The organism is Geotalea uraniireducens Rf4, assembly GCF_000016745.1.
GTDB classification, from domain to species: Bacteria; Desulfobacterota; Desulfuromonadia; order Geobacterales; family Geobacteraceae; genus Geotalea; species Geotalea uraniireducens.
On sequence record NC_009483.1, the window covers coordinates 2,303,735 to 2,327,425 of the forward strand.

The 23,691-nt window shown below is 54.1% G+C and carries 20 protein-coding genes; 16 read left to right on the plus strand and 4 right to left on the minus strand.

Going from position 1 to position 23,691, the window contains the following annotated elements:
• Positions 1–143: 143 nt before the first annotated feature.
• The 11 genes from GURA_RS10075 to GURA_RS10125 all read left to right on the plus strand — a co-directional run bounded on the left by GURA_RS10075 (position 144) and on the right by GURA_RS10125 (position 14,014).
• The gene (locus GURA_RS10075) at positions 144–1,400 is read left to right on the plus strand and encodes a hypothetical protein (protein WP_011938882.1); all 1,257 of its coding nucleotides are present in this window, start codon (positions 144–146) and stop codon (positions 1,398–1,400) included.
• Positions 1,401–1,632: 232 nt separating this feature from the next.
• On the plus strand, positions 1,633–3,057 hold the full coding sequence (locus GURA_RS10080; protein ID WP_157046173.1) for a YncE family protein: 1,425 nt from the start codon (positions 1,633–1,635) through the stop codon (positions 3,055–3,057).
• 178 nt (positions 3,058–3,235) lie between these two features.
• Entirely contained in the window at positions 3,236–5,302 is a 2,067-nt protein-coding gene (locus tag GURA_RS10085) for a hypothetical protein (protein ID WP_157046174.1), read from the plus strand.
• 52 nt (positions 5,303–5,354) lie between these two features.
• Positions 5,355–5,924 carry a GNA1162 family protein gene (locus GURA_RS10090; protein ID WP_041245386.1) on the plus strand — a complete coding sequence of 190 codons (570 nt, stop codon included), beginning with the start codon at positions 5,355–5,357 and terminating at the stop codon, positions 5,922–5,924.
• Positions 5,896–7,020, plus strand: coding sequence for a hypothetical protein (locus tag GURA_RS10095; protein WP_011938886.1), 1,125 nt, complete (start codon positions 5,896–5,898; stop codon positions 7,018–7,020). The genes GURA_RS10090 and GURA_RS10095 overlap by 29 nt, the downstream gene beginning before the upstream one ends.
• Before the next feature lie 93 nt (positions 7,021–7,113).
• Entirely contained in the window at positions 7,114–8,838 is a 1,725-nt protein-coding gene (locus tag GURA_RS10100) for a peptidylprolyl isomerase (protein ID WP_232278997.1), read from the plus strand.
• Between the two features lie 73 nt (positions 8,839–8,911).
• Positions 8,912–10,888: a cytochrome c3 family protein gene (locus tag GURA_RS10105; RefSeq protein WP_011938888.1), complete on the plus strand. Its 1,977-nt coding sequence runs from the start codon at positions 8,912–8,914 to the stop codon at positions 10,886–10,888.
• Positions 10,889–10,901: 13 nt separating this feature from the next.
• Complete coding sequence (locus GURA_RS10110) at positions 10,902–12,185, plus strand: cytochrome c3 family protein (protein WP_011938889.1); 1,284 nt, start codon at positions 10,902–10,904, stop codon at positions 12,183–12,185.
• A 4-nt stretch (positions 12,186–12,189) separates the two neighbouring features.
• Entirely contained in the window at positions 12,190–13,101 is a 912-nt protein-coding gene (locus tag GURA_RS10115; protein ID WP_011938890.1) for an NHL repeat-containing protein, read from the plus strand.
• 36 nt (positions 13,102–13,137) lie between these two features.
• A complete protein-coding gene (locus GURA_RS10120; protein ID WP_011938891.1) occupies positions 13,138–13,656 on the plus strand; it encodes a tetratricopeptide repeat protein in 519 nt (172 codons plus the stop codon).
• A 31-nt stretch (positions 13,657–13,687) separates the two neighbouring features.
• Positions 13,688–14,014 (plus strand): hypothetical protein, encoded by a 327-nt coding sequence (locus tag GURA_RS10125; protein ID WP_011938892.1) that lies wholly within the window; start codon positions 13,688–13,690, stop codon positions 14,012–14,014.
• Between the two features lie 277 nt (positions 14,015–14,291).
• Here GURA_RS10125 and GURA_RS10130 read toward each other — a convergent pair whose 3' ends face one another.
• Positions 14,292–15,386: a sensor histidine kinase gene (locus GURA_RS10130; RefSeq protein WP_011938893.1), complete on the minus strand. Its 1,095-nt coding sequence runs from the start codon at positions 15,384–15,386 to the stop codon at positions 14,292–14,294.
• A gap of 441 nt (positions 15,387–15,827) precedes the next feature.
• On the opposite strand from GURA_RS10130, the gene GURA_RS10135 reads away from it, so the two are divergent.
• From GURA_RS10135 to GURA_RS10155, 5 genes are all read left to right on the plus strand, one after another.
• Positions 15,828–16,427 (plus strand): carbonic anhydrase, encoded by a 600-nt coding sequence (locus GURA_RS10135; protein ID WP_011938894.1) that lies wholly within the window; start codon positions 15,828–15,830, stop codon positions 16,425–16,427.
• A 110-nt stretch (positions 16,428–16,537) separates the two neighbouring features.
• Positions 16,538–16,792, plus strand: coding sequence for a hypothetical protein (locus tag GURA_RS10140; protein WP_041245387.1), 255 nt, complete (start codon positions 16,538–16,540; stop codon positions 16,790–16,792).
• Positions 16,786–17,142 (plus strand): type II toxin-antitoxin system PemK/MazF family toxin, encoded by a 357-nt coding sequence (locus GURA_RS10145; protein ID WP_011938896.1) that lies wholly within the window; start codon positions 16,786–16,788, stop codon positions 17,140–17,142. The genes GURA_RS10140 and GURA_RS10145 overlap by 7 nt, the downstream gene beginning before the upstream one ends.
• Positions 17,143–17,344: 202 nt before the next feature.
• On the plus strand, positions 17,345–18,571 hold the full coding sequence (locus GURA_RS10150; protein ID WP_011938897.1) for a hypothetical protein: 1,227 nt from the start codon (positions 17,345–17,347) through the stop codon (positions 18,569–18,571).
• Between the two features lie 314 nt (positions 18,572–18,885).
• Positions 18,886–20,331: a nuclease-related domain-containing protein gene (locus GURA_RS10155; protein ID WP_232278998.1), complete on the plus strand. Its 1,446-nt coding sequence runs from the start codon at positions 18,886–18,888 to the stop codon at positions 20,329–20,331.
• A gap of 1 nt (position 20,332) precedes the next feature.
• On the opposite strand, the gene GURA_RS10160 is transcribed toward GURA_RS10155, so the two are convergent.
• Genes GURA_RS10160 through GURA_RS10170 form a run of 3 tightly spaced genes read right to left on the minus strand, consistent with a single transcriptional unit; the run spans position 20,333 to position 23,678 of the window.
• Entirely contained in the window at positions 20,333–21,052 is a 720-nt protein-coding gene (locus tag GURA_RS10160; protein WP_232278999.1) for a 4'-phosphopantetheinyl transferase family protein, read from the minus strand.
• Positions 21,049–22,044 carry an NAD-dependent epimerase/dehydratase family protein gene (locus GURA_RS10165; RefSeq protein ID WP_011938900.1) on the minus strand — a complete coding sequence of 332 codons (996 nt, stop codon included), beginning with the start codon at positions 22,042–22,044 and terminating at the stop codon, positions 21,049–21,051. Before GURA_RS10165 ends, GURA_RS10160 begins: the two co-directional genes overlap by 4 nt.
• Positions 22,041–23,678 carry a fatty acid CoA ligase family protein gene (locus GURA_RS10170; RefSeq protein WP_011938901.1) on the minus strand — a complete coding sequence of 546 codons (1,638 nt, stop codon included), beginning with the start codon at positions 23,676–23,678 and terminating at the stop codon, positions 22,041–22,043. Before GURA_RS10170 ends, GURA_RS10165 begins: the two co-directional genes overlap by 4 nt.
• Between the last annotated feature and the right edge of the window lie 13 nt (positions 23,679–23,691).

Sequence of the window (23,691 nt, forward strand, 5' to 3'; positions counted from 1 at the left end):
TGAAAGACATGAGCGGGTAAAAAGACAAACGGTCATCGGTCAGAAGTAAGCTGTATGAAAGACGTAAAACAAAGAAAGTGGCAAAAAAACAAGAAAACGGAACAAACCAACTAATCAGTTAAGAAATCAAGGAGATATAACAAATGAAATCATCGAAGATTTTATTGGCAGCAGCGCTCCTCACCTTTGCAGCGGCCGGCAATGCGCTCGCTTTCCATGACGGCGGCGTTGCAACGTGCGACAGCTGTCATACCATGCACAACTCATCCGGCGGTGTAAAGATGACGGTTAACAATCAGGCTACCGGCGCCGGCAACGCATACCTCCTCCAGGGAAGCGACCAGAGCTCCACCTGCCTCAAGTGCCACTCTGCCGCTACTTTAGGTAGCTATAAAGTTGCCACCAACCCGATTCCTGCGGCCGGCATTCCACCCGTCCAATTCACCCCGGGCGGCGACTTTTCCTGGCTGCAGAAAACCTTTGGCACGAGCCTCGGGGAGCGGCATGGTCACAACATCATCGCCGGCGACTTCGGCTATGTGGTTGATGCCAAGTTAGCGACCGCACCTGGCGGTTCTTATCCTGCAGCAAACCTTGCCTGCAGCAGCTGTCACGATCCCCACGGCAAGTACAGGATCATGGACGCTGCCGGCACTACCGTTGCTACTACCGGCAAGCCCATTTTCGACTCAGGCTCTTACGGAGTACTGCCGACAGCCACTGAGGCAGTTGGCGTTTACCGGCTGCTCGCCGGTGTAGGCTATCAGCCGGTTTCTTTGAGCGGCAACTTCGCCTTTGCCAACAATGTGCCGATCGCCGTGGCTCCGTCCACTTACAACAGGTCTGAAGCTACTTCCGATACCAGGGTAGCCTATGGCCAGGGCATGTCCGAGTGGTGTTCCAACTGCCACAGCGGTCTGCATAATGTCAACTATCCGACCAGCCTTATCCACCCTGCAGGCAACGGCGCCAAGTTTTCTTCCGACATCGTCAACAACTACAACTCCTACAAAGCTTCCGGCGACCTGACCGGGACCATTGCCACCTCCTATTCCTCCATGGTTCCTTACGAAGAAGGCATTACCGACCTGGCTACCCTGGCAGCCAATGGCGCCACAACTACGGGCATGTCGACCTCCAACAACGTCATGTGTCTCTCCTGCCACAGGGCCCACGCATCCGGCTGGGACAGCATGACCAGGTGGAACAACAAGGCTGAATTCCTTACCCTGGCCGGCGTCTATCCCGGCAGCGACTCGGCCAATGCCGAAGCAGCCGTCACAAAGTATCACGGCGGCAGGACTACAGCTGAAGTTCAGGCGACCTTCTACAACAGACCGGCAACCGCTTATGCCACCTATCAGCGTTCACTGTGCAACAAGTGTCACGCCAAAGACTAAGGTGGTCATGGCGTAACAATGGGATTTTCCTGCAATGCTTGACTGGGGCCGGCTTTATGCCGGCCCTGCTTTTCAAAAGAATCATAACCGATGCTGCGTATATTAGATTGTTCCAATAAGTGTGTTAGACTTTTTTCACACTGCATCACGAAAGTTTTCAGCCGGTTTTCAGTTTATGCCGAGGCGGGTCGGTACAGCTCTACGCCTTCACATTGTCATTGGAGATACGAACGTGACTGCTGAAATGAGGTTGCCACTGAAAAGCCTGCATGCAATTATTGTCGCTTTTGTCTTCATCTCAGGGTGCCAAACCCTCCCGTCTTATGTAAAACAACCCCTGGCAGAAAATGGTGAACTATATCTCTATCTACAGCCGCTTCCACAGGAAGCGGATCGTCTTAGTTTCGCGCTGGCAGGGATTTCAGCGACAAATAAAGACGGAAGCGACTTCCCGCTGATGCTTGAGCTGAAAGATTTGCGAGGGAGTGATGCGCAGCGTCAACGATTTCTTGCCGTCGGCCGGTTGCCGGCTGGAGATTACACGGGCATCTCATTCAAGGTCAACAAGGCAACGTTGAAAACCGAGGATGGCGAAGCTTCTCTCGCGATCCCCGAGAGCGCGGTCAGAACCGATGTCTCCTTTACGGTGAACAAGAAGAAGGCTTTACTTATAACCTTGACATTGAACTATAAAAATTCGCTCAGGGACGAAGTGAAATTCAGCCCTCTGTTTTCCACCAAAATCCCGGGCAAACCTGTGCCGGGTCTGGTGGGTTATGTCTCAAATTATGCCGATAATTCGCTTACCGTCGTTGACAAGCAATCCATGCTGGTGACCGGAATAATAGCGACGGGGCGCGGTCCGAAGGGAATGGCCTTTGACCAGCTGCGACGAAAGGCTTACGTGGCCATTTCCGAGGAAGATGCCATCGAGGTTGTCGATATCCCCACCGGCGAAGTTCTCAACAGGATATCTCTCAACACCGGCGACAACCCGCAGGAACTTGCGCTATCCCCTGATGGAAGAACCCTGGTCTCAACCAATGCCGGAACGAACAGCGTAAGTATTATCGATCCTGTTTCATTTTTTGAAACCGGCAGGGTCAATGTGGGAGACGGTCCGTCCTCCATTCTGATCGATCCCACCGGGAAAAGGGCATACGTCTTCAATACCCTTGCCAATACCATTTCCGTCATAGATCTCTCCAAACGGGCGATCGTTTCGACCATCGTCACCGAACCATGGCCTGTGAGAGGACAGTTCAACAGAAGCGGGGATGCACTTTACGTAATTCAGAGACTGAGTTCTTACCTGACGGTCTTAAACCCCGCTTCACTCGTCGTTACGAAGCGCAAATATATTGGAACGGGAGCCAATGCCGTCAAGGTTGACAGTAATACCGATCAAATCTACGTGGGGAAACAGTATGAACCCTGGCTGGCGGTTTACGACCCGTTTTCCTTTCTTCCCGGCGACTCGATCAAGGCAGGAAGCGACAACGCCTATCTGACCATCGATGGAGAAGGAAACAACCTCTGTGTGGTAGACGCCGGAAGAAAGTCCCTTTTGTTCATTAACCTTGTGAGCAGAAAAGTTGTCGGCGAGATCGATGTGGGAGAAGCCCCCTACTGGGTTTCATTGATGGGGGAGAGGTAAGTAGCTCGTGCATTACGCAAAAATCAGTTGTTCCCGTATTTCTCTTGTTCGGGTGTTGTTTTTGATGGTTTTGGTTATTGGATGTTTGCCGGGTAGTGCTGAAGCAGATTCATTCAACGGCTTCTTTGAATGGAATTATACGAATGTTGATTCCACAACCAACAACAGTGCCAACGAAATGACAAAAAACAAATCCGACAATTTCAACCAGCGATACAGCCTCTCACTGGACAAGAGCCTGTTTCCCACGCTCCGTCTGGTAACAAGCGGCATCTTTGAAAAAGATATGAGCTGGATCACCACCAATGACAGCAAGTCAGATACATCGGTGACGACTCTGCGTCCATCGGTCGATCTTACCCTCAATACCCTCCTCTATACTGCAGGAATCGGCTACAACCGGAGGGATGAAACCTCGAAAACATCGGGCACACCCGATTCAACCGCGATCAACGAGGATTTTCACGCACTGTTCGGCTGGAGGCCGGTTGGTCTGCCCAAGGTAGACCTGCTGTTGACCAGGTCGAATACCTTCGACGCGAGTCGGCTTCTCCGCGACTCAACCAATGACAGGGTATTGCTCAGCATGAGATATTTGCCGCTCAAGTCGCTCGATCTCAAGTACCAGGGGGTCTATAGCGATGCAACGGACAGGCTGCAAGGGTTTGAGTCCCGGGAATTAACCAACAGCGGGCGGTTCACCTATTCTGACCAGTTTTTCAAACAGCGGCTGTTAGTGAATACCACGTATAATGTAACCCGGCAGGACACCAAGACCTTCACGACAGGCGCCGGCGAAATTCCTATCCAGCTCTTTCCGTTCAACGGCTTGTATGCTCCGAGCGATACCCCGGCAGTGGCGGCGCTCGCTTCATTCCCAGCCCTGATAAACGGTGATGCTGCCACATCGGCCGGCATCGATTCGCTTGGGGTTCCGACACCGGGCAACGGTGAAACCAGACCGAGAAACATTGGTGTTGATTTTGTTAACCCTACAGAGGTCAATACCCTCTTCGTCTTTGTTGATCGTGATCTTCCCCCGGGTATCGCCAACTTTTTTTCCTGGGATGTCTATACGACTTCAGAAGACCCCGGATCGGGAAATCCTGAATGGACCTTGGTGAAAACCATTGCGGCTGCACCTTTTACCCCGTTTCTCAACAGTTTTCGCTTTCAGATCGACTTTCCAAACGTGACTGCCCGGGCTGTGAAAGTTGTCGTCACACCCCTGACGCCGGTTGCCGCTGCACTTACGCCGACCTTTCAGAATCCCGACAGGATATTCGTTACGGAGGTTCAGGCTTATATCAGAAAATCGGCAAATGAGGTGAAAGGGGATGCCGGCAGAACTTCGCACATTTACAACATGGACGTAAAAGCAAGATTGCTTGATGTCCTCGCGCTCTATTACGACGGGTCGTTTTTTTTCACCCGCACGTCTCCATCTTCCACAACGCGCTACACCCTCTCGAACGGTCTTCACCTGGATCATACCTTCAACGACATGATATCGGGGAGCAGCCGCGTGGCACGGGAAGACGACGAAGAGCCGGACGGCCACAGGGTGTCGTACCTGTACAGCGCTTCCCTGAAAGCGGTTCCTGTAAAAACATTGAGTCATACCCTGATTTACAGCGGCCGTAACGAGGCGATCAGCGGAAAAACAAAAAACACCAACTCCCTCACCCTTTACAATTATGCCGAATTGTACAAGGGGCTCAACCTCAACCTATCCGGCGGGGCAACCTTCGTTACCACCGAAACGGGAGTGAAAGAGGAAAACTACAACGTTGTCTTCGGCGCCAACATTGTCCCCAACAAGACCTTGAGCATGAACGTCAACTATACGTTCAACAAAACCAACACCACCGGCGGGTTAACGAGTCAAGCTACCGGTTTGTTTCAGCAGCGGGCGGAACTCAACGCAACGTTCAGACCGTTCGCCACCCTCTACCTGTTCGCTTCTTTGGGGATGGTGGACCAGGACAGTAAAACCGATACCCTGATGAATTACGGCGCCAACTGGTCTCCGTTCCCGGACGGCACCATTCAGTTCAATTTCTCATACAATGAGAGCCTGAGAACCCAGGATAACTCGAAGATACGACTGATTACACCCAGCCTTTCCTGGAAGGTGACAAGCTATAGCCTGCTTGATGTTGCTTACGCGTTTACGACCTCTGATTCAATCACTCAAACGGTTGATTCAAAGATATTCAACGTGAATTACAAAATATTCTTTTAGTCTTACTGAGAATCGAGGTCAGACATAAATCATGAAGCGCTTAAGGTGTGAAATGAAACGTATTGTCAGTACAGTCGTCCTTGCCGTTATTTATGTTGCGACAATCGGCTGCGCAACTCCTGCCGAGATTTTCCGCGACCCGAACATGGATTTCGGATCGATCCGCTCCGTTGCCGTGTTGCCGTTCGCAAACCTTACCCGCGACAATCAGGCTGCCGACAGGGTACGGGATGTTTTTTCCCATATGCTGCTGGCAACCGGGGCCATTTACGTGGTACCTGCCGGCGAAGTCGTCCGTGGCATCTCCCGGGTGGGCATTGCCAATCCTGCAGCACCGTCTCCGGAGGATATCACGAAGCTGGCCGGCATCATCAAGGTGGATGCGGTTGTTACCGGGGTTGTCAGGGAATACGGAGAGGTCAGGTCGGGAAGCTCTGGTGCGAATATCATCTCCCTGAGCCTCCAGATGATCGAAACCCAGACAGGGCGAATAGTCTGGACAGCCTCTGCTACGAAAGGCGGTATCGGCATGTCGGAGCGACTTTTGGGCGGCGGCGGCGAACCAATGAACAAGATTACCGAACAGGCAGTAAATGAACTTATCGATAAGCTTTTTCAATAGAACGATCCTGTTGTTTGCGGTCATCTGCTTTCTTGCCGGGTGTGCACGGACAACGGCAGCATTGCGGGCCGAGGAGCAGCCTGGCAAGGGGAACCGCTGCATTGCCGTACTGCCCGTGGAAAACCTGAGCGGTACGGCAGTTCCCCTGAAAAGCATCCGCCAGTCGCTGGTGGAGAAAATGGGTAAGCTGGGGATGTGCACCCTTGACGAAAAAACAGTCGACGATTTTATGGCCCATCACCGCATGCGCTACACAGGGGGCATTGACAAGGAATTATCCCGGGCATTCAAGACCGAAACCGGGGCAGCAGCCGTGCTCATCACTTCGCTGGAACTGTACAGCGACGTAAATCCGCCCAAGGTGGCATTGGCATGCCGTCTGGTCTCAACGGGAGAAAATCCGGTTATTCTCGGGATCGATTCTGTTGCCTTGTCCGGTGACGACTCACCCGGCTTGCTCGGGCTCGGCCTGATAGAAAAACCGGGCGAGCTTATGGATAATGCCCTTAATCGCATCTCGGCATCCCTTTATCGTCAATTTGAAGGGGTAAACGACATGAACGTCAGCCAACCGTGGATGAAAAAATTCAAGCCCAGGATATCTTACCGTTCGCCGAGCCTGGATATGGAACAGAAGCATACCATTGCGGTCATTCCGTTCCTTAATAAGAGTGGCCGCAAGAATGCCGGAGAGATTTTGGCGCTCCAGTTTGTCGAACAACTGGCAAAGATGAAAAAATTCAACGTAATCGAACCGGGTATCGTTCGCCAGGAATTCCTGAAATTCAGGATCATCATGGAAGGGGGGGTCTCCCTTGCCAATGCCGATGTCATTTTCACCGACCTGGATGCCGACCTGATCTTCACCGGGGAGGTAATGGATTATCAGGACTATCAAGGCGCCATGGGCACCCCCACGGTCGGTTTTTCAATTATCGTGCTGGACAGAAAAAGCCGGGAAGTTGTCTGGGCCTCTGAAAGTTACAACGATGGTGATGACAGGGTCTACTTTTTCGATGTGGGAAAAGTAAAGACCGCCGAAGCAATGGCCTCTCAAATGACCCATGCGGTGGTGGATATGATGACGATAAAATAAGATGTGGTTCAACGGGCAGGGCGTTATGCAGACAAACTGGAAATAATAAAAGGGAGCACTATGAAACGGATTGCCAGGGTATCAGAAATTTGTTTGATCAGCTTGTTGCTTACCGGAACTGTCGGTTTCGCAGCCGACCAGAAGGAGTTGCCTGCAATTGTCAAAGAGGACGTGAAAGAGGGTGCTGTCCCGGTTGCAGAGACACAAATTACCTTGAAGGTGCCTCTTTTTTCGCCGCTTTTTGCCTCTTTTCCCGTGGCAACGGTAGGTGACGAGCAGGTAACACTCGATGAGCTCAATAAATCCCTTGCAGCGCTCCATGAAAGGGCGGGTGAGGATAAAACTGCCGGCAGGAAAAAGTACGTCACGGTCCTCAATCGGCTCATCAACAGCAGACTGATCGTCCAGGAAGCAGAGAGCATGGGGCTTGAAGAGTTGCCGGAAGTGAAGCAGAAGCTGGACGATTTCCCCAGGATGGCCTTGAAGGAAGAGTTGAAAGACCTGCAGATAAAGAGTCTGCAACCCGATGCAACTGAAGTGGAGAAATACTACAAGGAAGCGGTCAAGGAATGGAAGATAAAATCGGTAAAATTCGAGAAAGAGGATGATGCGAAAGAGCTGGCGCGGACAGTTCAAGCCGGCGGCAATTTCGATGAACTGGTCAATACGCTTATTGACAGCGGTAAGGCTACGGGAACCAAGGAGGGGGAGTACGTAAAGGCCAGGGATCTTCTTCCCCAGGTGGCGAACGTCGTAGCAGGAATGCGGGCCGGTTCGGTGAGCCCGGTTATCCAGGTAGGGCCGTCTTATGCGATCTTCAAGCTTGAAGACGTGCGCTATCCTGCCGGCAATGCCGAGGCGCAGGACGCGGCACGGGAGCAGGCACTCGCCATGAAGCAGATCGAGGCTCTTGCTGCGTACAACAAGTCGCTGACCAAAAAATATGCAAAAATCAATCAGAAACTTCTGGATAAACTGGATTTCGAGGCTGCAAAACCGGGATTCGCTCAACTCTTAAAGGACAGAAGGGTTGTCGTGGAGATCAAGGGGGACAAGCCGATAACGGTTGCCGATATGGCGGAATCCCTCAGCCAGAAGTTCTTCCACGGTATTGATGAGGCGATCAAGGGGAAGAGAATTAACGAGCAGAAGATGTCTGCCCTTTATGACATATTTTATGCCAGGCTGTATCTCAAGGAAGCGAAAAAACTGGGAATTGACAAGACCGGGCATTACAAAGACAGGATCAAGGATTTCAAGGATTCTCTGCTCTTCGGCATGTTCATCCAGAAAGTCGTAGCCCCTGAAATCAAGGTGAGCGATGACGAAACCAAGGCTTACTATAACAAGCATATCGGCGACTATTCAACCCCGGAGCTGTTGAGAATCAAGGGGCTCGCCTTCACCCGGAAGGAGTATGCCGAAGCCGCCATCGACAAGTTGCGAAAAGGGACGGAGTATCAATGGTTGCAGGCCAATGCCGAGGGTCAGGCAGCTAAAGAGAGCGCGGGATTACTCGAATTTTCCCCAACGCCGGTTACCCGCAACGGTCTTCCGGAAAAAATGCAGGAGGCGACGGCAGGGGGAAAGGCGGGAGAATACCGGCTGTATGAGAGCCCCGAAGGGTTTTTCTATGTCCTGTTGATCCAGGACGTGGTTCCGGCAAAACCTCAGCCGCTGGAAAATGTCCAAAAAGTCATCGTCAAGAAACTGTTCAATGCCAAGCTTAATCAGGCGGTTGAAGAATGGGGCGTTAAGCTGAGGGATGCCTATAAGGTGCAGGTCTATATAACCGACTTAGGAGCTGTAAACAAATAACATGGGCATCTTGCACGCAATTTTGACCATGATATTCATTTACAGCTCCTTAGGTAAATCGTGGAGAGAAATCATGCCGGCATTACTAAATAAAAGAATATCCGTAAGTTCCTTGTTGCTGATAATCTTGTGCGGTTCCGCGGTGCTTTTAGCAAGCAAGCCTTCGCTGGCGGCGAGGACCTTTGCCCGCAAGGAATGCCTGGACTGCCACAAAAAATTTGCTGATAAATACCTGTCCATGAAAGACGTTCATGGCGTGGTCAAGGAGAAGAAGTGCGAGGAGTGCCACCTCCGCCATGGGGTGGTCCCAAAGTTACTCCTGAAAGAGACGGGCAACACTCTCTGCTTTAAATGCCACAGCAAAGAAAAAGCAGCGATGAACAAAGGCAACATCCACACGGCGCTCAAGACCGGCAAATGCACCCTCTGCCACAATCCCCATGCCTCCAACGGCAGCCATCTCCTGAAGGCGGAGGGGAACGACGTCTGTTTCCAGTGCCACAAGAAAGAAGGATACCAGAAGAAGTTCGTCCACGGGGTGATAACGAAGGAGGGGTGCCGGGCGTGTCATTTCTCCCACAGCTCGGACGAAAAGTATCTCCTGACAAAAGCGGAGCCCAAGCTCTGCCTTGCCTGCCATGACAGCGCCAGTGCGGCATTCAGGAAAGCCCATGGAAGCTACCCGGTGGAAACGAAACGCTGCACCATCTGCCACACCCCCCATTCGTCCGATCAGGCAAAGCTCCTGAAGACAAGCACCCACAATCCGGTCACCTCGGCCGGATGCGATGGTTGCCACGACGCCGCGACATCGCCTAAGCCGTTTGCGACCACAGCGAGCGGCAGCGCCCTCTGCTACCAGTGCCATGACGCAAATACCCTCAAAGCCGGCGGAACCATGGAACACGCCCCTTTCAAGGGTGGCAACTGCCTCGCCTGTCACAATCCCCATACCTCCGACTATCCGAAGCTCCTGGCCGACGATGGCAACAAACTCTGCTTCGGCTGTCACAAGGAAAAGGCGGCCACTCCGGCCGTTCCCCATGCAGCGGTCAAAAACGGAAAAGGGTGTCTCTCCTGTCACAAAGCCCATGCTGCACAAAACAAGGGGCTTCTTCTGGCAAAAGATGCGGAGCTTTGCTTCCCCTGTCATGCCAAGACCAGGGAGGCACAAAAGAGTAAGAACGTCCATGTCCCCTTTGCCGGTGGTGAGTGCAGTGCCTGCCACAACCCCCATGGCTCGAATATCCCGAATATGATGAAGGACAGGATGGACAATGTCTGTTACAGCTGCCATCCCGATGCCGAGACCAAGTTCAAGAAGACGTACACCCATAAGCCGGTGGCCGATGCCAACTGTACCGCCTGCCATAAGGCACATGGGTCCGAAGACAAGAAACTCCTCAAGTCGACCGGGGCCAAGCTATGCAGCCAGTGCCATGGCGAACTGATGAAGGAGGCGGTGGGTGGCTCCAATCATCTGCCGTTTAAAGGCGGTGAGTGCCTCACCTGCCATGACACCCATGGCAGCAATGTGGCGGGAATGCTGGTCAAGAAACAGGATTCCTTGTGCTTCGACTGTCATGTTGAGACGGAGAAAGGGCTCAAGAGCGCCAAAAGCAAACATCAGCCGATGGTAACCGGGGAGTGCTGCAAATGTCACAGCCCCCACAAGTCGTCGCTCAACAAGCTTCTGCTGGCGCAGAGCCCGGACATGTGTCTGACCTGCCATAAGGCCCTCAAAGAGAAGATCACCAAGGAGAAAGTCCATTCGCCGGCGGCAAAGGATTGCCTGCAATGCCATAATCCCCATTATGCGGCCTCATCCTCCCTGACCGTCCAGCCGATGCTGGAGTTGTGCGGGCAATGCCATGACACGAAGGACGCGGTCTTTAACAAGGATCACCTCAACATCGCCGCCGCTGCCATGAATTGCATGAGCTGCCATAATCCCCACGCCTCACAGGACCCGAAATTCTTCAAGGAGACGACCCATGCGCCCTTTGCGGCAAGGTCGTGCGACGATTGCCATATCGTCGGCAAGCAGTGAAAAAGGAGTCACTATGAAGTCATCATCAGGAATAGCAGTTGCTCTGTTTACGGTAATCATTTCCCTGATTGTTATTTCACTCTCGTATTCCCAGGAGAGTGCGCTGAAGTTTAAACTGAAACCGGGCGCCAATGGCAAGCTCTGCTTGAACTGCCATGCCGGTTTCCAGGAGAAGCTCAAGAAACCTTTCGTGCATACGCCGGTAAAGGCGGGGGAGTGTACCGGTTGCCACAGTCCGCATACGTCATCACACGGCAAACTGCTCGCTGCCGATCCCAAAAAAATCTGCTACTCGTGCCATGCCCTGATCTCCCATGCGACCGACCGCAGCGTGCACAAGGTGGTTGCGGAAGGGAACTGCGTAAAATGCCACGATCCCCATGCTGCGAACAACAAGAATAACCTGCTGAAGGCCGGCAACGAGCTTTGCCTGGAATGCCACAAAGGGATGGGAGACACCCTTGCGAAGGTTAAATTCAAGCACACCCCCGTGGCAAAGGGATGTCTCAACTGCCACGACCCCCATGCATCCTCAAAATTCGGGTTTCTCCTGAAGAACGATGTGCCCGCTCTCTGTATCGGCTGCCACAAGATTGACCGGCCTATCTTTGCCAAGCAGCACATGAACTATCCGGTGGCAAAGTCCCGTTGTACCTCCTGTCATAATCCGCACGGTTCCGATAATCCGGGCATACTGTTCAACACCGTGCACAAACCGGTTGCCAACAAGCAGTGCAACCAGTGTCACGATGAACCAACCTCGGCAGCTCCCCTCAACACTAAACGGATAGGCTATGAGTTGTGTAAAGGTTGTCACAACGACATGGTGAATCGGACCTTCGGCAAAAAACAGATGCACTGGCCTTTGCTCAGCAAGGAAGGTTGCCTGACCTGCCATAATCCCCATGCAGCGCCCAGGAAAGGGTTGTTGAAGGACAACATGATTTCACTGTGCGGCAAATGCCACAAGGACACCATAAAACGACAGGAGCAGTCGCTCACCAAGCACCAGCCGATCCAGGAGGGAGATTGCGCAGCCTGTCACAACCCACATGCGTCGGATAATCCGTTTCTCACTATCCAGCCGTCGACGATCGAGTTGTGCGGCGCCTGCCATGACTGGCAGAAGCATTCAACCCATCCGATCGGGGACAAGTTCAAGGACCCGCGAGACAAGAACATTACGGTGCAATGCCTGAGCTGTCACCGGTCCCATGGTACGGAATACAAGCATTTCATACCGTTCTCCACCACCACGGAGCTCTGCACCCAGTGCCATGAACAATTAAAGAGGTGAAACGATGAGAACAGGTCCAATACGTCATATGTTCATTGCCGCTGCCCTGGTCTGCCTCCTGCCCGTGCTTTGTTGCGGCGCCGAGACGGTAAAACTGAGGCATATAACGACTCTCTACGCCGATGAAAAAGGTGGCGAGCTGAAAAATCCCGCAGGGGTGGCATGCAACGAGACTTCTCTGCTGGTTGCCGACTCGGGAAACGGCCGTCTACTCCGCTACGCATTGCAGGGAGACGTGCTGAAAGGTGGGGCCGAGATCAAAATTCCTCAGCTTGCCAATCCGGTCAGAGTCCAGTTCGGTCCGAAGGGGGAGTTATTTGTCTTCGATGCCAAACAGCGCCGAATAGCACGTTTGAGTAGCGACGGTGCCTTTATCGGCTATCTTGACCCCCAAGGCGTGCCTGCTCCGGCATCCTATGTTCCCACTGGCTTCAAAATCGACACCGAAGGCCGCATCTATCTGCTCGATATCTTTTCAGAACGGGTGCTGATTCTGGATCAGGCCGGGAAATACGTGGCGCAGATTCCGTTCCCTAAAGGATACGGGTTTATTGTCGATCTGGCTGTAGACGCAAAGGGGAGCATTCTGTTGATGGACAGCGCCGATGCGACGATCTTTACCGCCGCCAAAGACGCCGCCGTATTCACTCCCTTGGTAAAAAACCTGCAGGAATATATGAATTTCCCCGGTTACATCACTACCGATTCCCGGGGGATCATCTACGTGGTGGACCAGAACGGCGGAGCAATCGTCATTTTGGGCCAGGACGGCTCTTTCCTGGGACGGCAGTTGAGCATGGGGAGAAAGAACGGTCTCCTCTACTACCCTGCGCAAATCTGCCTGACCGGTGCGGATAGTCTGTTTGTTGCAGACAAGGATAACAGCAGGGTTCAGCTGTTTGAGATGGTCAGATAGTTTGCCGCATACACTAAATTGAACGGAGTAGGTGTAATGAAACGATATACCGTTGTAACTTTACTTGGTCTGATTTTCTCTTTTGCAGCAGTTTTGTCTGCCCGGGCTGATTTCAACACCGGCCTCAGGGCTTATCAGCAGAAGGACTATGCAACGGCGCTGCGTGAATTCAAGGCCGATGGAGGCGCCCAGTCCAGCTACGCCCTCAGCATCATCTATTACAAGGGTGAGGGTGTGGAGCCGAACCGGAAGGAATCGGTAAAATGGCTGCGCAAGTCCGCTGAGCAGGGGTTTGTCCGGGCGCAATACAATCTTGCCATGATGTACGACAAGGGGGACGGCGTTAACAAGGACCAGACCGAAGCCGCCAAGTGGTATCGGAAGGCGGCAGAAAAAGGGCATGCCCAGTCCCAGTTCAATATAGGCCTCATGTATACCAACGGTGAAGGGGTAGGCAAAGACAAAAAAGAGGCGGTAAAATGGTTACGCAAAGCCGCAAAGCAAGGGCATCCAAACGCGCAAAAACTTTTGAAGGTAATGGGTGAAAAGTATTGATATATTGCATGTTCAAAAGGGGAGATTCTTTATGAAACCGCTGAAAATGATCTGCCTCGTCTTTCTTATGATGACGGTTCTCATCCTGGGGTGCAACAGGACCGAGTCACGATTGGTGGGGAAATGGAAAAATGTAAGCATGCCCGAAATTGTTGAATTCAGGGATAACAAGACGGGGGTGTTCGTTGTGCAGGGAAACCCCGGTCTGCCATTTACCTGGACGGTTGTGGAAGGCAAGAGGGTAAAAATCGATATTCCTTATATGGGCAGAATCCAAACCTTGTTCGGAAAGGTTGCCGACGATGCCTTTGTCCTGGAAGGCAAAGGTGAACAGGCGGTCTACAAGAAAACCGAATAGGACCGCATCGCCGAATCAAACCGAGCCTGGCGGTTTTCAGGAACAAAAGGGGCGCTCCTGAAAGGGCACCCCTTTTTTATGGTTCATCCCAGCAGTGTCCGTTAAGTTTTTGCATCCGCACTTTCCCCCTCACCCTAACCCTCTCCTTTAGGCCCGCAATTTGGGTCCACAAGGGGCGAGGGGGCTTTAAAGCTCCCCTCCCTCGATGGACCCAAAGGGCCTAAAGGAGGGGGTGGGGGAGGGTGAAATTCCGGGTCCAGTGAACGGCTGTTGTTAGTCAGATGGTTCTCTCACCGCCCAACGTAAAATAGAAGGTCGCCCCCTTGCCCGGTTCCCCCTCGGCCCAGACCTTTCCTCCATGGCGCCGGATGATCCTCTCCACCGTGGCCAGACCGATGCCCTCCGTTGCGAGTTCCTCCGTGCCGGGCAGAGGTCGGAATGGCTTAAAAAGTCTGTCGGCATGCGCCATATCGAATCCTGTTCCGTTGTCCCGCACGAAACAAGCGGGCATCCCTTCCACTTCTGTCAACCCGATTTCGATGACCGCATCCTCGCGCTTGTCCGTATGCTTCCAGGCATTGTCGAGGAGATTATTCAGAGCCAGTTGCAGCAGGTTCCTGTCCGCATTAACCTTGATTCCATCGGCAATCCGAAATGTGACCCGGCGTTCGGGTTTCGTTATCCGGAGTTTCTCTGTTATTTTGCCGGCCATTTCGCTCAGGTCTATGGCTTCCAGATGGAGATCAATCCTCATCGGTCTGAAGAAATCATGCATGATGCCGATGAGTTTGCCCAGATGCCTGGTTTTGTCGTAGATGCGTTTCGCATAATTTATGCACTGTTCGTCGACATTTTTGCTGGAGAAGTCCTGGATTGCGCGCGCATTATCCCCGATTGACATCAGGGATTTGAGCAGGTCGTTGGAAACGGTGTAGCTGAATGACTCCAGGTCCCTGTTGGTCGCCTCCAGTTCGGCGGCGTGGGCAGCGAGCTCGTTCTGCAACTCGACTATCCGCCTTCCTGCGTTGAGGCGAACCTTCAGTTCGTCGGTCTTGAGCGGTTTGGTGATGTAGTCGTCCGCTCCCGCCTCCATGCCGACGACCAGGTCTTCGTCCTTCTGCTGTGAAGTCAGGAGTATGATGTAGATGTAGTGTCCCATCGCCTCTTTTCTGATCTTCCTGCATAATTCCGGACCGTTTATCCCCGGCATCAGCCAGTCGAGAATGGCCAGCCGCGGGGCGTCCTCGGCCCGCAGGGCCTGCCAGGCTTCGTTGCCGTCTTTGGTGACGACCACCTCGTACCCCCATCTGGCCAGCGTCTCTTCCAGGAGGAGGCGAAAAGCAGGTTCATCTTCCGCTATCAGGATCTTCATATGTAATTCTCCTTTTACCCAGCGTTGTCCGGTCAATAATTTGCGTAGGCTGATGTTTTGTAAAAAAGGGTTTCTGTAGGGGCGCGGCCTTGGCCCGCCCTTGTCGTCAAATCCGACCCTGTTGCTCTATTAACACCAGTCAAAGGCGGACCCTTGCTCTCGCTGCCATTTGGAATCGAGTTGAGTGTTTGTTAATATTATACAGGAAGAGTAGGGGGGGACAAGTCGGGAGGTGAGTTCATATTTTGAGGGAAGAGGCGTAACATTGAAGCCGGAGAACATAAATCCGGTGATGCAGTATTATAGCTAATGTTTGATAGAATAGGATAATGGAGGAAGATGTTAGGCAAAAGAACCCGCGCCTCAATAGACATTTTCCCCGATGATGTGGCAACAGGCCGTTTCGGCCTGACACACGGGTTTTATTTAGAGGAGGTATCTATGATAACGACGCTGCTGGAAGGGAACAAACGGTTCGTAGCGGAAACCTTTGAAAAGGAAAAGGAATTCTTCGCCGAGCTGGCCAAGGACCAGAAACCGACTGTCCTCTGGATCGGCTGCTCCGACTCGCGGGTGCCTGTGAACACCATCACCCAGACCAAGGCGGGAGAGGTCTTCACCCATCGCAACGTGGGGAACATCGTCGCCACCAACGACTGGAACCTGTCAGCAGTGCTGGAGTTCTCCATCAACCACCTGCGCATACCCGACGTGATTATCTGCGGCCACTACGGCTGCGGCGGCATCGCCGCCCTTGACGAGGAAAACATTGAGGACAAGTACATCCCCATCTGGCTCATCAACTCCTACAAGGCAAAAGAGCGGGTGGACGAGAAGCTTAAGGCGCTGCACATCGAAATCCCCCACGAGCAACGTATGAACCTGATCGTAGAGGAAAACGTCCGCCTCCAGCTGGAACACCTTCAGGAATACCCGTTCGTACGGCGGGCAATGACAGATAAGAAGCTCAATCTCCACGGCTGGGTGTACGACATGTACAACGGTGAGATCAGGATCGTGAAAACCCACAAAAATCGCTGATTCCAGCCTCTAAAGGACTTGGAAGAAACCTTTACCCAAAAATAATAAGGCATCCGGTATTGACGGGGGTATGGCTACAGGTTATACTAAATTCAAAAAGAGGTATAACCATGCAAGCGATCAAAACTGCCATCTCAATCGAAAAGAATCTCTTTGATCAAGCTGAAAAAATAGCGCGCACAATGAAAGTTTCGCGCAGCAAGCTGTTCGTGATGGCGCTTCAGGACTTCATCGAGCACCAGAAAAACAAGGAACTGCTCGCACAGATCAATGCGGCTTACGCCGACGAACCTGACGCAACGGAACAAACCCTTCGCAGAAAAGCACGTCGGCAACATCGGCGCATAGTGGAGGGTGAATGGTGATCAATCAAGGAGATATTTACTGGATAGAACTTGACGAGCCCGAAGGTTCGGAACCAGGTTACAAGCACCCTCACGTCATCGTACAGAACAACCTGTTTAACCGCAGTCAGATCAGAACAGTCCTCGTATGTCCTCTCACTACTAATCTCAAGCGCGCAAGCGCACCTGGCAATGTACTTCTCGATAAAAAAGAATCAAACCTGCCCAAGCAAAGTGTCGTCAATGTTACGCAAGTTTTTACCGTGGATAAGGCGCAACTGGACGAGTATGTCGGAACTCTTTCATCCAAGCGAATTACTGAAATTCTAAATGGTATCAAGCTTGTTCTGGATCCGCGTGAACCGGATTGATGCTTGTCATGTTATTTGAACTCTAACAATGGGACAGTTCCTTGCCCGGTAAGAGAGGTGATTTGTTCAGGGTAACTAGCGTGTTATACTTGATGCATGCAAAGTAAATAGTGGTCAAGTTCTGACCTGTTAAACCGAAATGTGTTCTAAGGGCACCGCAAGACTGCCATGTCGAGCGCGGCAAGACACAAGGAGTTAACAGATGAACAGACTCAAGCTATCTACGTTTCTCGTTGCCGCTGTTCTTGCAGCCGGAGTCCCCGCCGCTCAGGCGACGCCATTCCATGCCGGCGGCACCGGCAACTGCGATGGATGTCACGGTCCGAACTTTACCGCAGGAAGCTACTCAACATTGCGCGGCGTTGATCCTGGCTCGACCTGCCTTCGTTGCCATGGCGCAGCCAGGCCGACTGAGCATCAAATAGCCACTCATCCCGTTCCGCCCAAGGGAATTCCTCCCGTGTCCCTTACCCCCGGCGGCGATTTTGCTTATCTGCGGAAAAACTATTTCTGGGGCGATTCCAACGGCAAGCGTGGCATAAGTCCCGGAGAAAGACACGGACACAACATCGTTGCAGCCGCTTACGGCTATTCCCGGGACACGGCCCTCCTCGGTTCCCCGGGCGGCTCATATCCGGCTGATGCCCTATCCTGCATCAGCTGCCATGATCCCCACGGGAACTACCGGGTGCTGGACAGATACGGCACTGTTTCGAGCGAGGGGAACCCCATCGGCGAGGCGGGTTCTTACGGGGCAGCAGCAACAAGCGCCAGTTCCGTCGGCACTTACCGCTTGCTGGCCGGCAAGGGATATCAAACAAAATCTGCCGGGCACGTTTTTTCCTACGATCCGCCGATGGCCGTTTCCCCCACCAGCTACAACAGATCCGAGGCAAGTTCTGATACGAGGGTTGCCTACGGCAAAGGGGTGTCGAAATGGTGCGCAAACTGCCACGAAGGTTTCCTGTCTGGGACGAGCCATATCCACCCGGCTGACGTGGAGCTTGGTGTGGCAATAGCCGCGACCTACAACAATTACGTGAAGTCCGGCGATCTTACCGGCATCCGGGCCACCGCCTATACCTCGCTGGTCCCGTTCCAGAGTGGCGAAGTGACCGACCCGCAGCAACTGTCTGCCGAGTTGACTTCTACCGCCGGTCCCAACCCGGACGACAGGATAACCTGCCTTACCTGCCATCGGGCCCATGCCTCCGGCTGGGACAGCATAGGCAGGTGGAACATGAAGGGGGACTTCCTGACCGTGGCCGGCGCGTATCCGGGAATCGACACCAATGGTACGGGGAATTACGGCGAGAACTCCACCGGCAAACTCAGAACCGAGTATCAGGCGGCCATGTACGGCCGGGACGCATCCGGATTCGCAACTTTTCAACGGCAGCTTTGCGATAAGTGCCATGCGAAGGATTGATATGAACTATTGATGCATGGAAATATCCGGTTATGGTCGCCGCAACACTTTTCGGGATAGTGTTGCGGCGATTTTATTTTATTTGAACAGAATTGATTGTAAGCATTTGCGCTGTAAAACTGGTAAAATGTTACCCGGAAGACGGGGAACATCATTCTTGCTGATGGACAAGAGGGGCCGGTCACATGCATTCAAAGGCGCTGTTTAAACAGGCATGCTACAGCGGAGCAAGACTCTGCATACTCATATATTTGTCGATTCTCGCTGCAAATTATCTCAACAGCAGGAATTTTTCGGATTCTTTCAGCAAAACCATGATAAAGGTTCATGCCGAAGCCAAAATCGGCTTGGATTCCAACGAACTGTCAAAACTCATCATCGAAAAAAATTATACGAAACTGCAGGAATTGCTCGACAGGAATTACAGTATCTATGCGCTGGTAATCACTGACTGTATAACCGAGCAAGAATACTGTAGCGGACAAAATATACTGTTTGCCACCAATCCGAAACTGATCCGGGAAAAACAGATAAAGGTCGAGGATCTGATCAACTATCCCTATCTGTTTTTACGCCGCCCATCCTCCTCCATCCTTCAGCTTCTCGAACAAAAGGAAAAGAAAACGGCAAGATCGGGCGAGATCATAGGCCGGGTGTATTCCATCAGCACCATACCGAGCTTTGAAGAAGATTACCGGTCATGGCTGAGAGATCCCTTCCGGGAAAACGATTTGTGGCGAAAATACCTGCTAACCATGACCAGTTGCCTGCTCGGCGGGGTTTTCGTCTGGTTGATCGTCGAGCTGTTCCTGAAAATCCGGAGAATAGAGCAGCGCAACGCCAGGCAGAGAGAAAACGAGCTGATCAAGGATGCTGATACCTATCTCGGGCAGCTGGAGGAGAAGGGGAGCCAGATCGAAGAGCAGGAGCGGCGTTCCACCAGGCAGTTCGGAGCGTACATCGCCAGGATAAAGGAACTGGAGCAGAAGTTGCGCAACGTGGATGAATACCGGGACATTGCCGAAACCATCATCAAGGAGCTGGAGGATGAAAAAGAGCATCAATCGGAAATCTTCAGGGACCAACTGGAAAAAACAAACCTGGAGAAACAGCGGCTTCAGGGAGAGGTCGAAAAGTACAAGAAGGCTTCCGGCAAAGACAAGCAGGAGGCTTCCAAGGCGTTGGTGAATGCCATAACTCCCCAGACCGGCAATGTGCTGGAGCAGCGGGTAATGACCGGAATCCTCAGTAGCCCCAAATGCCGGCGAGGTGACTGGAAAGCGGTGAACCATTTCGATGTGGCTGTCGGAAAAGAGAGCAGCCAGTTCATCGACTGCATCGTTATTACCAAAGAATGCCTCATTGTCCTGGAGGTTAAGAACTATTTCGGCGTCATCGAAGCGGAAGGGTATCCGGAAAATTCAAAATGGCTCTGCCGTGACGGCAATAAAGTAGTTACTGTGAAAAGCGACTGGGGTGAGAACCCGTACCACCAGGTACGCGAGTATTCCATGAGTCTGCTGAACCTGGTGAAACGCCGCCTGTCGCAACTCCCCGTCTACGGGGTCGTCGTCTTTCCTGAGCTCACGGACATTTCGAGGCTGGAAAGTAAGATCGGCAAATTCTACAGGATAACGACCATCGATCATCTGCTGGCGGTGCTCGAACAGATAGAAGCGGAAGCGAGGCGGGATAACGCCTTCAGCAAACGTCCTACCCCCGAACAGATCGAAAACCTGATTCGCGGGAAAAAAGTGTGAGTCAATTCCAGGGGGAAGTGGTGATGACCGGGGCTGCGCCTTCTGTTGCAAGTGCCGCGCAGAAGCCTTCCGGCACGGGGATATCGGCGATTGTCCACCTGGATGGCGTATCGGCAGTTGCCTGGTAATCGACAACTGACAGTGGTTGGTCGGGGAGGAGGGAAACTGCAAAGCTGTCGGCGGGGCGGGAAAAGCCCGTGCCCAGCCCTTTGAGATAGGCTTCTTTGCGGGTCCAGAAGCGGTAGAATGCGGACAGCTGCAAGTGCGGCGGAAGGCTGAACAGCTCTTCGGTTTCCCGCGGGGCAAAGAAGCGCTGCGCCATCTCCCGGAACGGCAGATTGTCCAGCATCTGTTCCAGGTCGATACCCACCTCGCAGCTGCCCGAAACGGCCAGCACGGCTCGCCCACCCTTATGGGAGAGATTGAACCGGCGCGAACAGCTCCCTCCAGTTTCCTCAGCAAGTGAAGGCTTGCCGTGTTCCCCTTCGTTAAAGCGGAGCATCTCCGGCTCCAATCCCAGGTAATCGGCCAATGTCTCGCGGAGAAAACCTCGCCCCGCCACAAAACGGTCACGATGCTGCTGGTTGATCAGACGGTCGGCCCTGGCCAGTTCATCCGTTGACAAGAACCGCCTGAGTCGCGCCAGTTCACCTGCTTCCAGATCGAGTGACGCGAAGCGGATCTGCACCTCGCCTGCGGCCGGCATCGTTCCCCTGCTCACAAACTCGCTCCGGCAAGCCATGCCTTCAACCGTTTCAACCCTTCATCGATGGATATTTGAGGCACATAGCCGAGGTCGCGGCGGGCTGCGGAGATGTTGAACCAGTGGGCGGTGGCCAGCTCCCGGGCGACAAAGCGAGTCATGGGGGGCTCGCCTGCCAGATGCAGGAGGCTCCAGAGCCCCTCGCAGACGACGCCCGCCGCATAAGCCACCTTTGGCGGCACGCAGCGCGTAAGCGGCGGCAGCCCCGCGGCGGCGAGGATGCGGTTCACCATCTCCCAGAGGGGAATGGGCTCGCCGTTGGAGATGAAATACGACTTCCCTGACACTGCCCCGCCGAAAACGAGGCGGTCGGCGGCGAGCAGGTGGGCATGGGCGGCGTTGTCCACGTAGACCGTGTCCACCAGACATGGACTGTTGCCGATCCGGCGCAGCTTTCCGGCCCGGGCCTTGGCGACGATGCGCGGGACGAGGTGGTTGTCTCCCGGTCCCCAGATGAGATGGGGGCGTAGCGAAACGGTGGCGAGCGAGGGGGAGTTGGCGGCGAGCACCAGTTGCTCGGCCAACGCCTTGGTCTTTGGATAATGCGCTTCAAAGTGGGTCGGATAGGGGAGTGATTCGTCGCCCCCTTCCACGTCCCGGCCGTCGAAGACCACGCTCGGCGAGCCGGTGTAGACGAGGCGGCCGATGCCGTGGTGGCGGCAGGCGGCGAGCACGTTCTCCGTCCCGGTCACGTTCGCCCGGTGATACTCCGCGTGACTCCCCCAGATGCCCGCCTTGGCAGCCACATGAAAGACGATGTCGCATCCTGTTGCTGCTCGCAGCACAGCCTCCCGGTCGGCCAGGTCTCCTTGAATCTGCTCGACGCCGAGGCGCGCAAGTTCAGGGTATTCCCCCCGGGAGAAGCTCAGTACCGTATCCCCCCGTTCGACGAGGAGGCGGGCAATCGCACCGCCGAGAAATCCGCCGCCGCCGGTGACAAGCGCCCTCATGAAAGCCTCCCAGCCGCCCAGACGGCGAGCTTTTCCCTGAAAATCTTCGCGTTGTGGCGGATATCGACCGGAAAGGCGGGGTGGAAGAGAATGGTGGTGATGCCGCGGGTATGGATGTGTGCATCGGCGATGGCGAGGAGTTCCCGGCGCACCTTTTCCCGGTCGACCTTGGCGCCTTTTTCCAGTTCCACGCAGAGGACCGGCAGCTGCCGCCCCTTTTCCCCGATGCCGACGAGGGCGGTGCGGAAGACGGCCGGGTGGGTATTGAAGACCGCCTCGCAGGGAATGGTGAAGAGGGTCTCTTCCGGGGTCACCACCCGGTGCGATTTGCGGCCGCAGAACCAGATCCTGCCGTCTTCGTCTTTGCCGCCCAGGTCGCCCATGCGGTGGAAAAAGCCGCCGCCGGCCGGATCGTCGATCTTTGACAGCAGGTCGGCCTCGGGGCGGTTAAAATAGCCGTGCGTCACCTGTTCACCCTGGACGACGATCTCGCCGATTTTTCCTATCGGTGCGCGGAGCGAATCGTCCCAGTAGGGGATCGGCTCGTCGCTGATCTCGATCACCTCCAGCCGCACACCTTCCACCGGCTTGCCGACGCAGACGCCGCCGCCGGCGTCGGTGATGCGCCGCGTTTCGCCCAGGATTTCACTGCTGCCGATGGAGCAGACCGGCAGGGCCTCCGTCGCCCCGTAGGGGGTGAAGACCTCGACCCCAGCATTGAGCATGCGGGTGAATCGCTCCATGACCGCAGCCGGGACCGGTGCTCCAGCGGAGATGACCCGCTTCAGGGTGGGGAGCTTCACTCCCTCCCTTTCGCCGAAACGGCCGACCCGGTTGATGAGGGCCGGGGAACCGAACATGGTGGTAACACCGTAGGTCTCGATGGCCGACAGGATTTTCTTCGGATTGACCGAACCCGGCCGGGTGAAGTCCATCTCAGGGATGACTGCGGTCATGCCGAGGGCCGGGGCAAATAGGGCGAAGAGGGGAAAGGTGGGAAGATCGATCTCTCCCGGCTCGATACCGTAGACGCGGCGAAGCGCATCCACCTGGGCGGCAAAATTGCCATGGCTGTAAACCGCACCCTTGGGCGGACCGGTGCTGCCGCTGGTGAAGAGGATGGCTGCCGTATCGTCCCGCTCCGTCGGCGCCAGGGGAAATGGGAGCTTCTCCTGCTGTTCGATGAGGCTGGTCAGGGTTGTTCCCTCCCAGAACAGCCGCCGTCCCACGGTGATGAAGGTGGAAAGCGTCTCCTTCCCCCAGCCGAAAAGGAGTCGTGCGACATGCGCCTTGGGAATGCCGATGAAGGCGCGGGGCCCGGCCTCTGCCAGGCACTTCTTCAGGTTCTTCACCCCCAGACCGGGATCGATGAGGACCGGCACAGCGCCGACCTTGAACAGGGCGAAGGTAAGGGCGAAGAACTCCGGCCCCGGGGTGACCATGAGCACCGTCCGTACACCCCGGCCGATGCCGTGATGCACGAGCCCGTGGGCGATCCGGTCGCTCATTGCATCCAGTTCGCGGAAGCTCAAACGGCGGTTCTTTTTGGGGAAGATGATGGCCGGGGCATCCGGCCGGCGGCGGGCCATCTCCGGGAGATGGGCGGCGATATTGACGAAATTGTCGGTATTCATCTGTTTGTTCAAC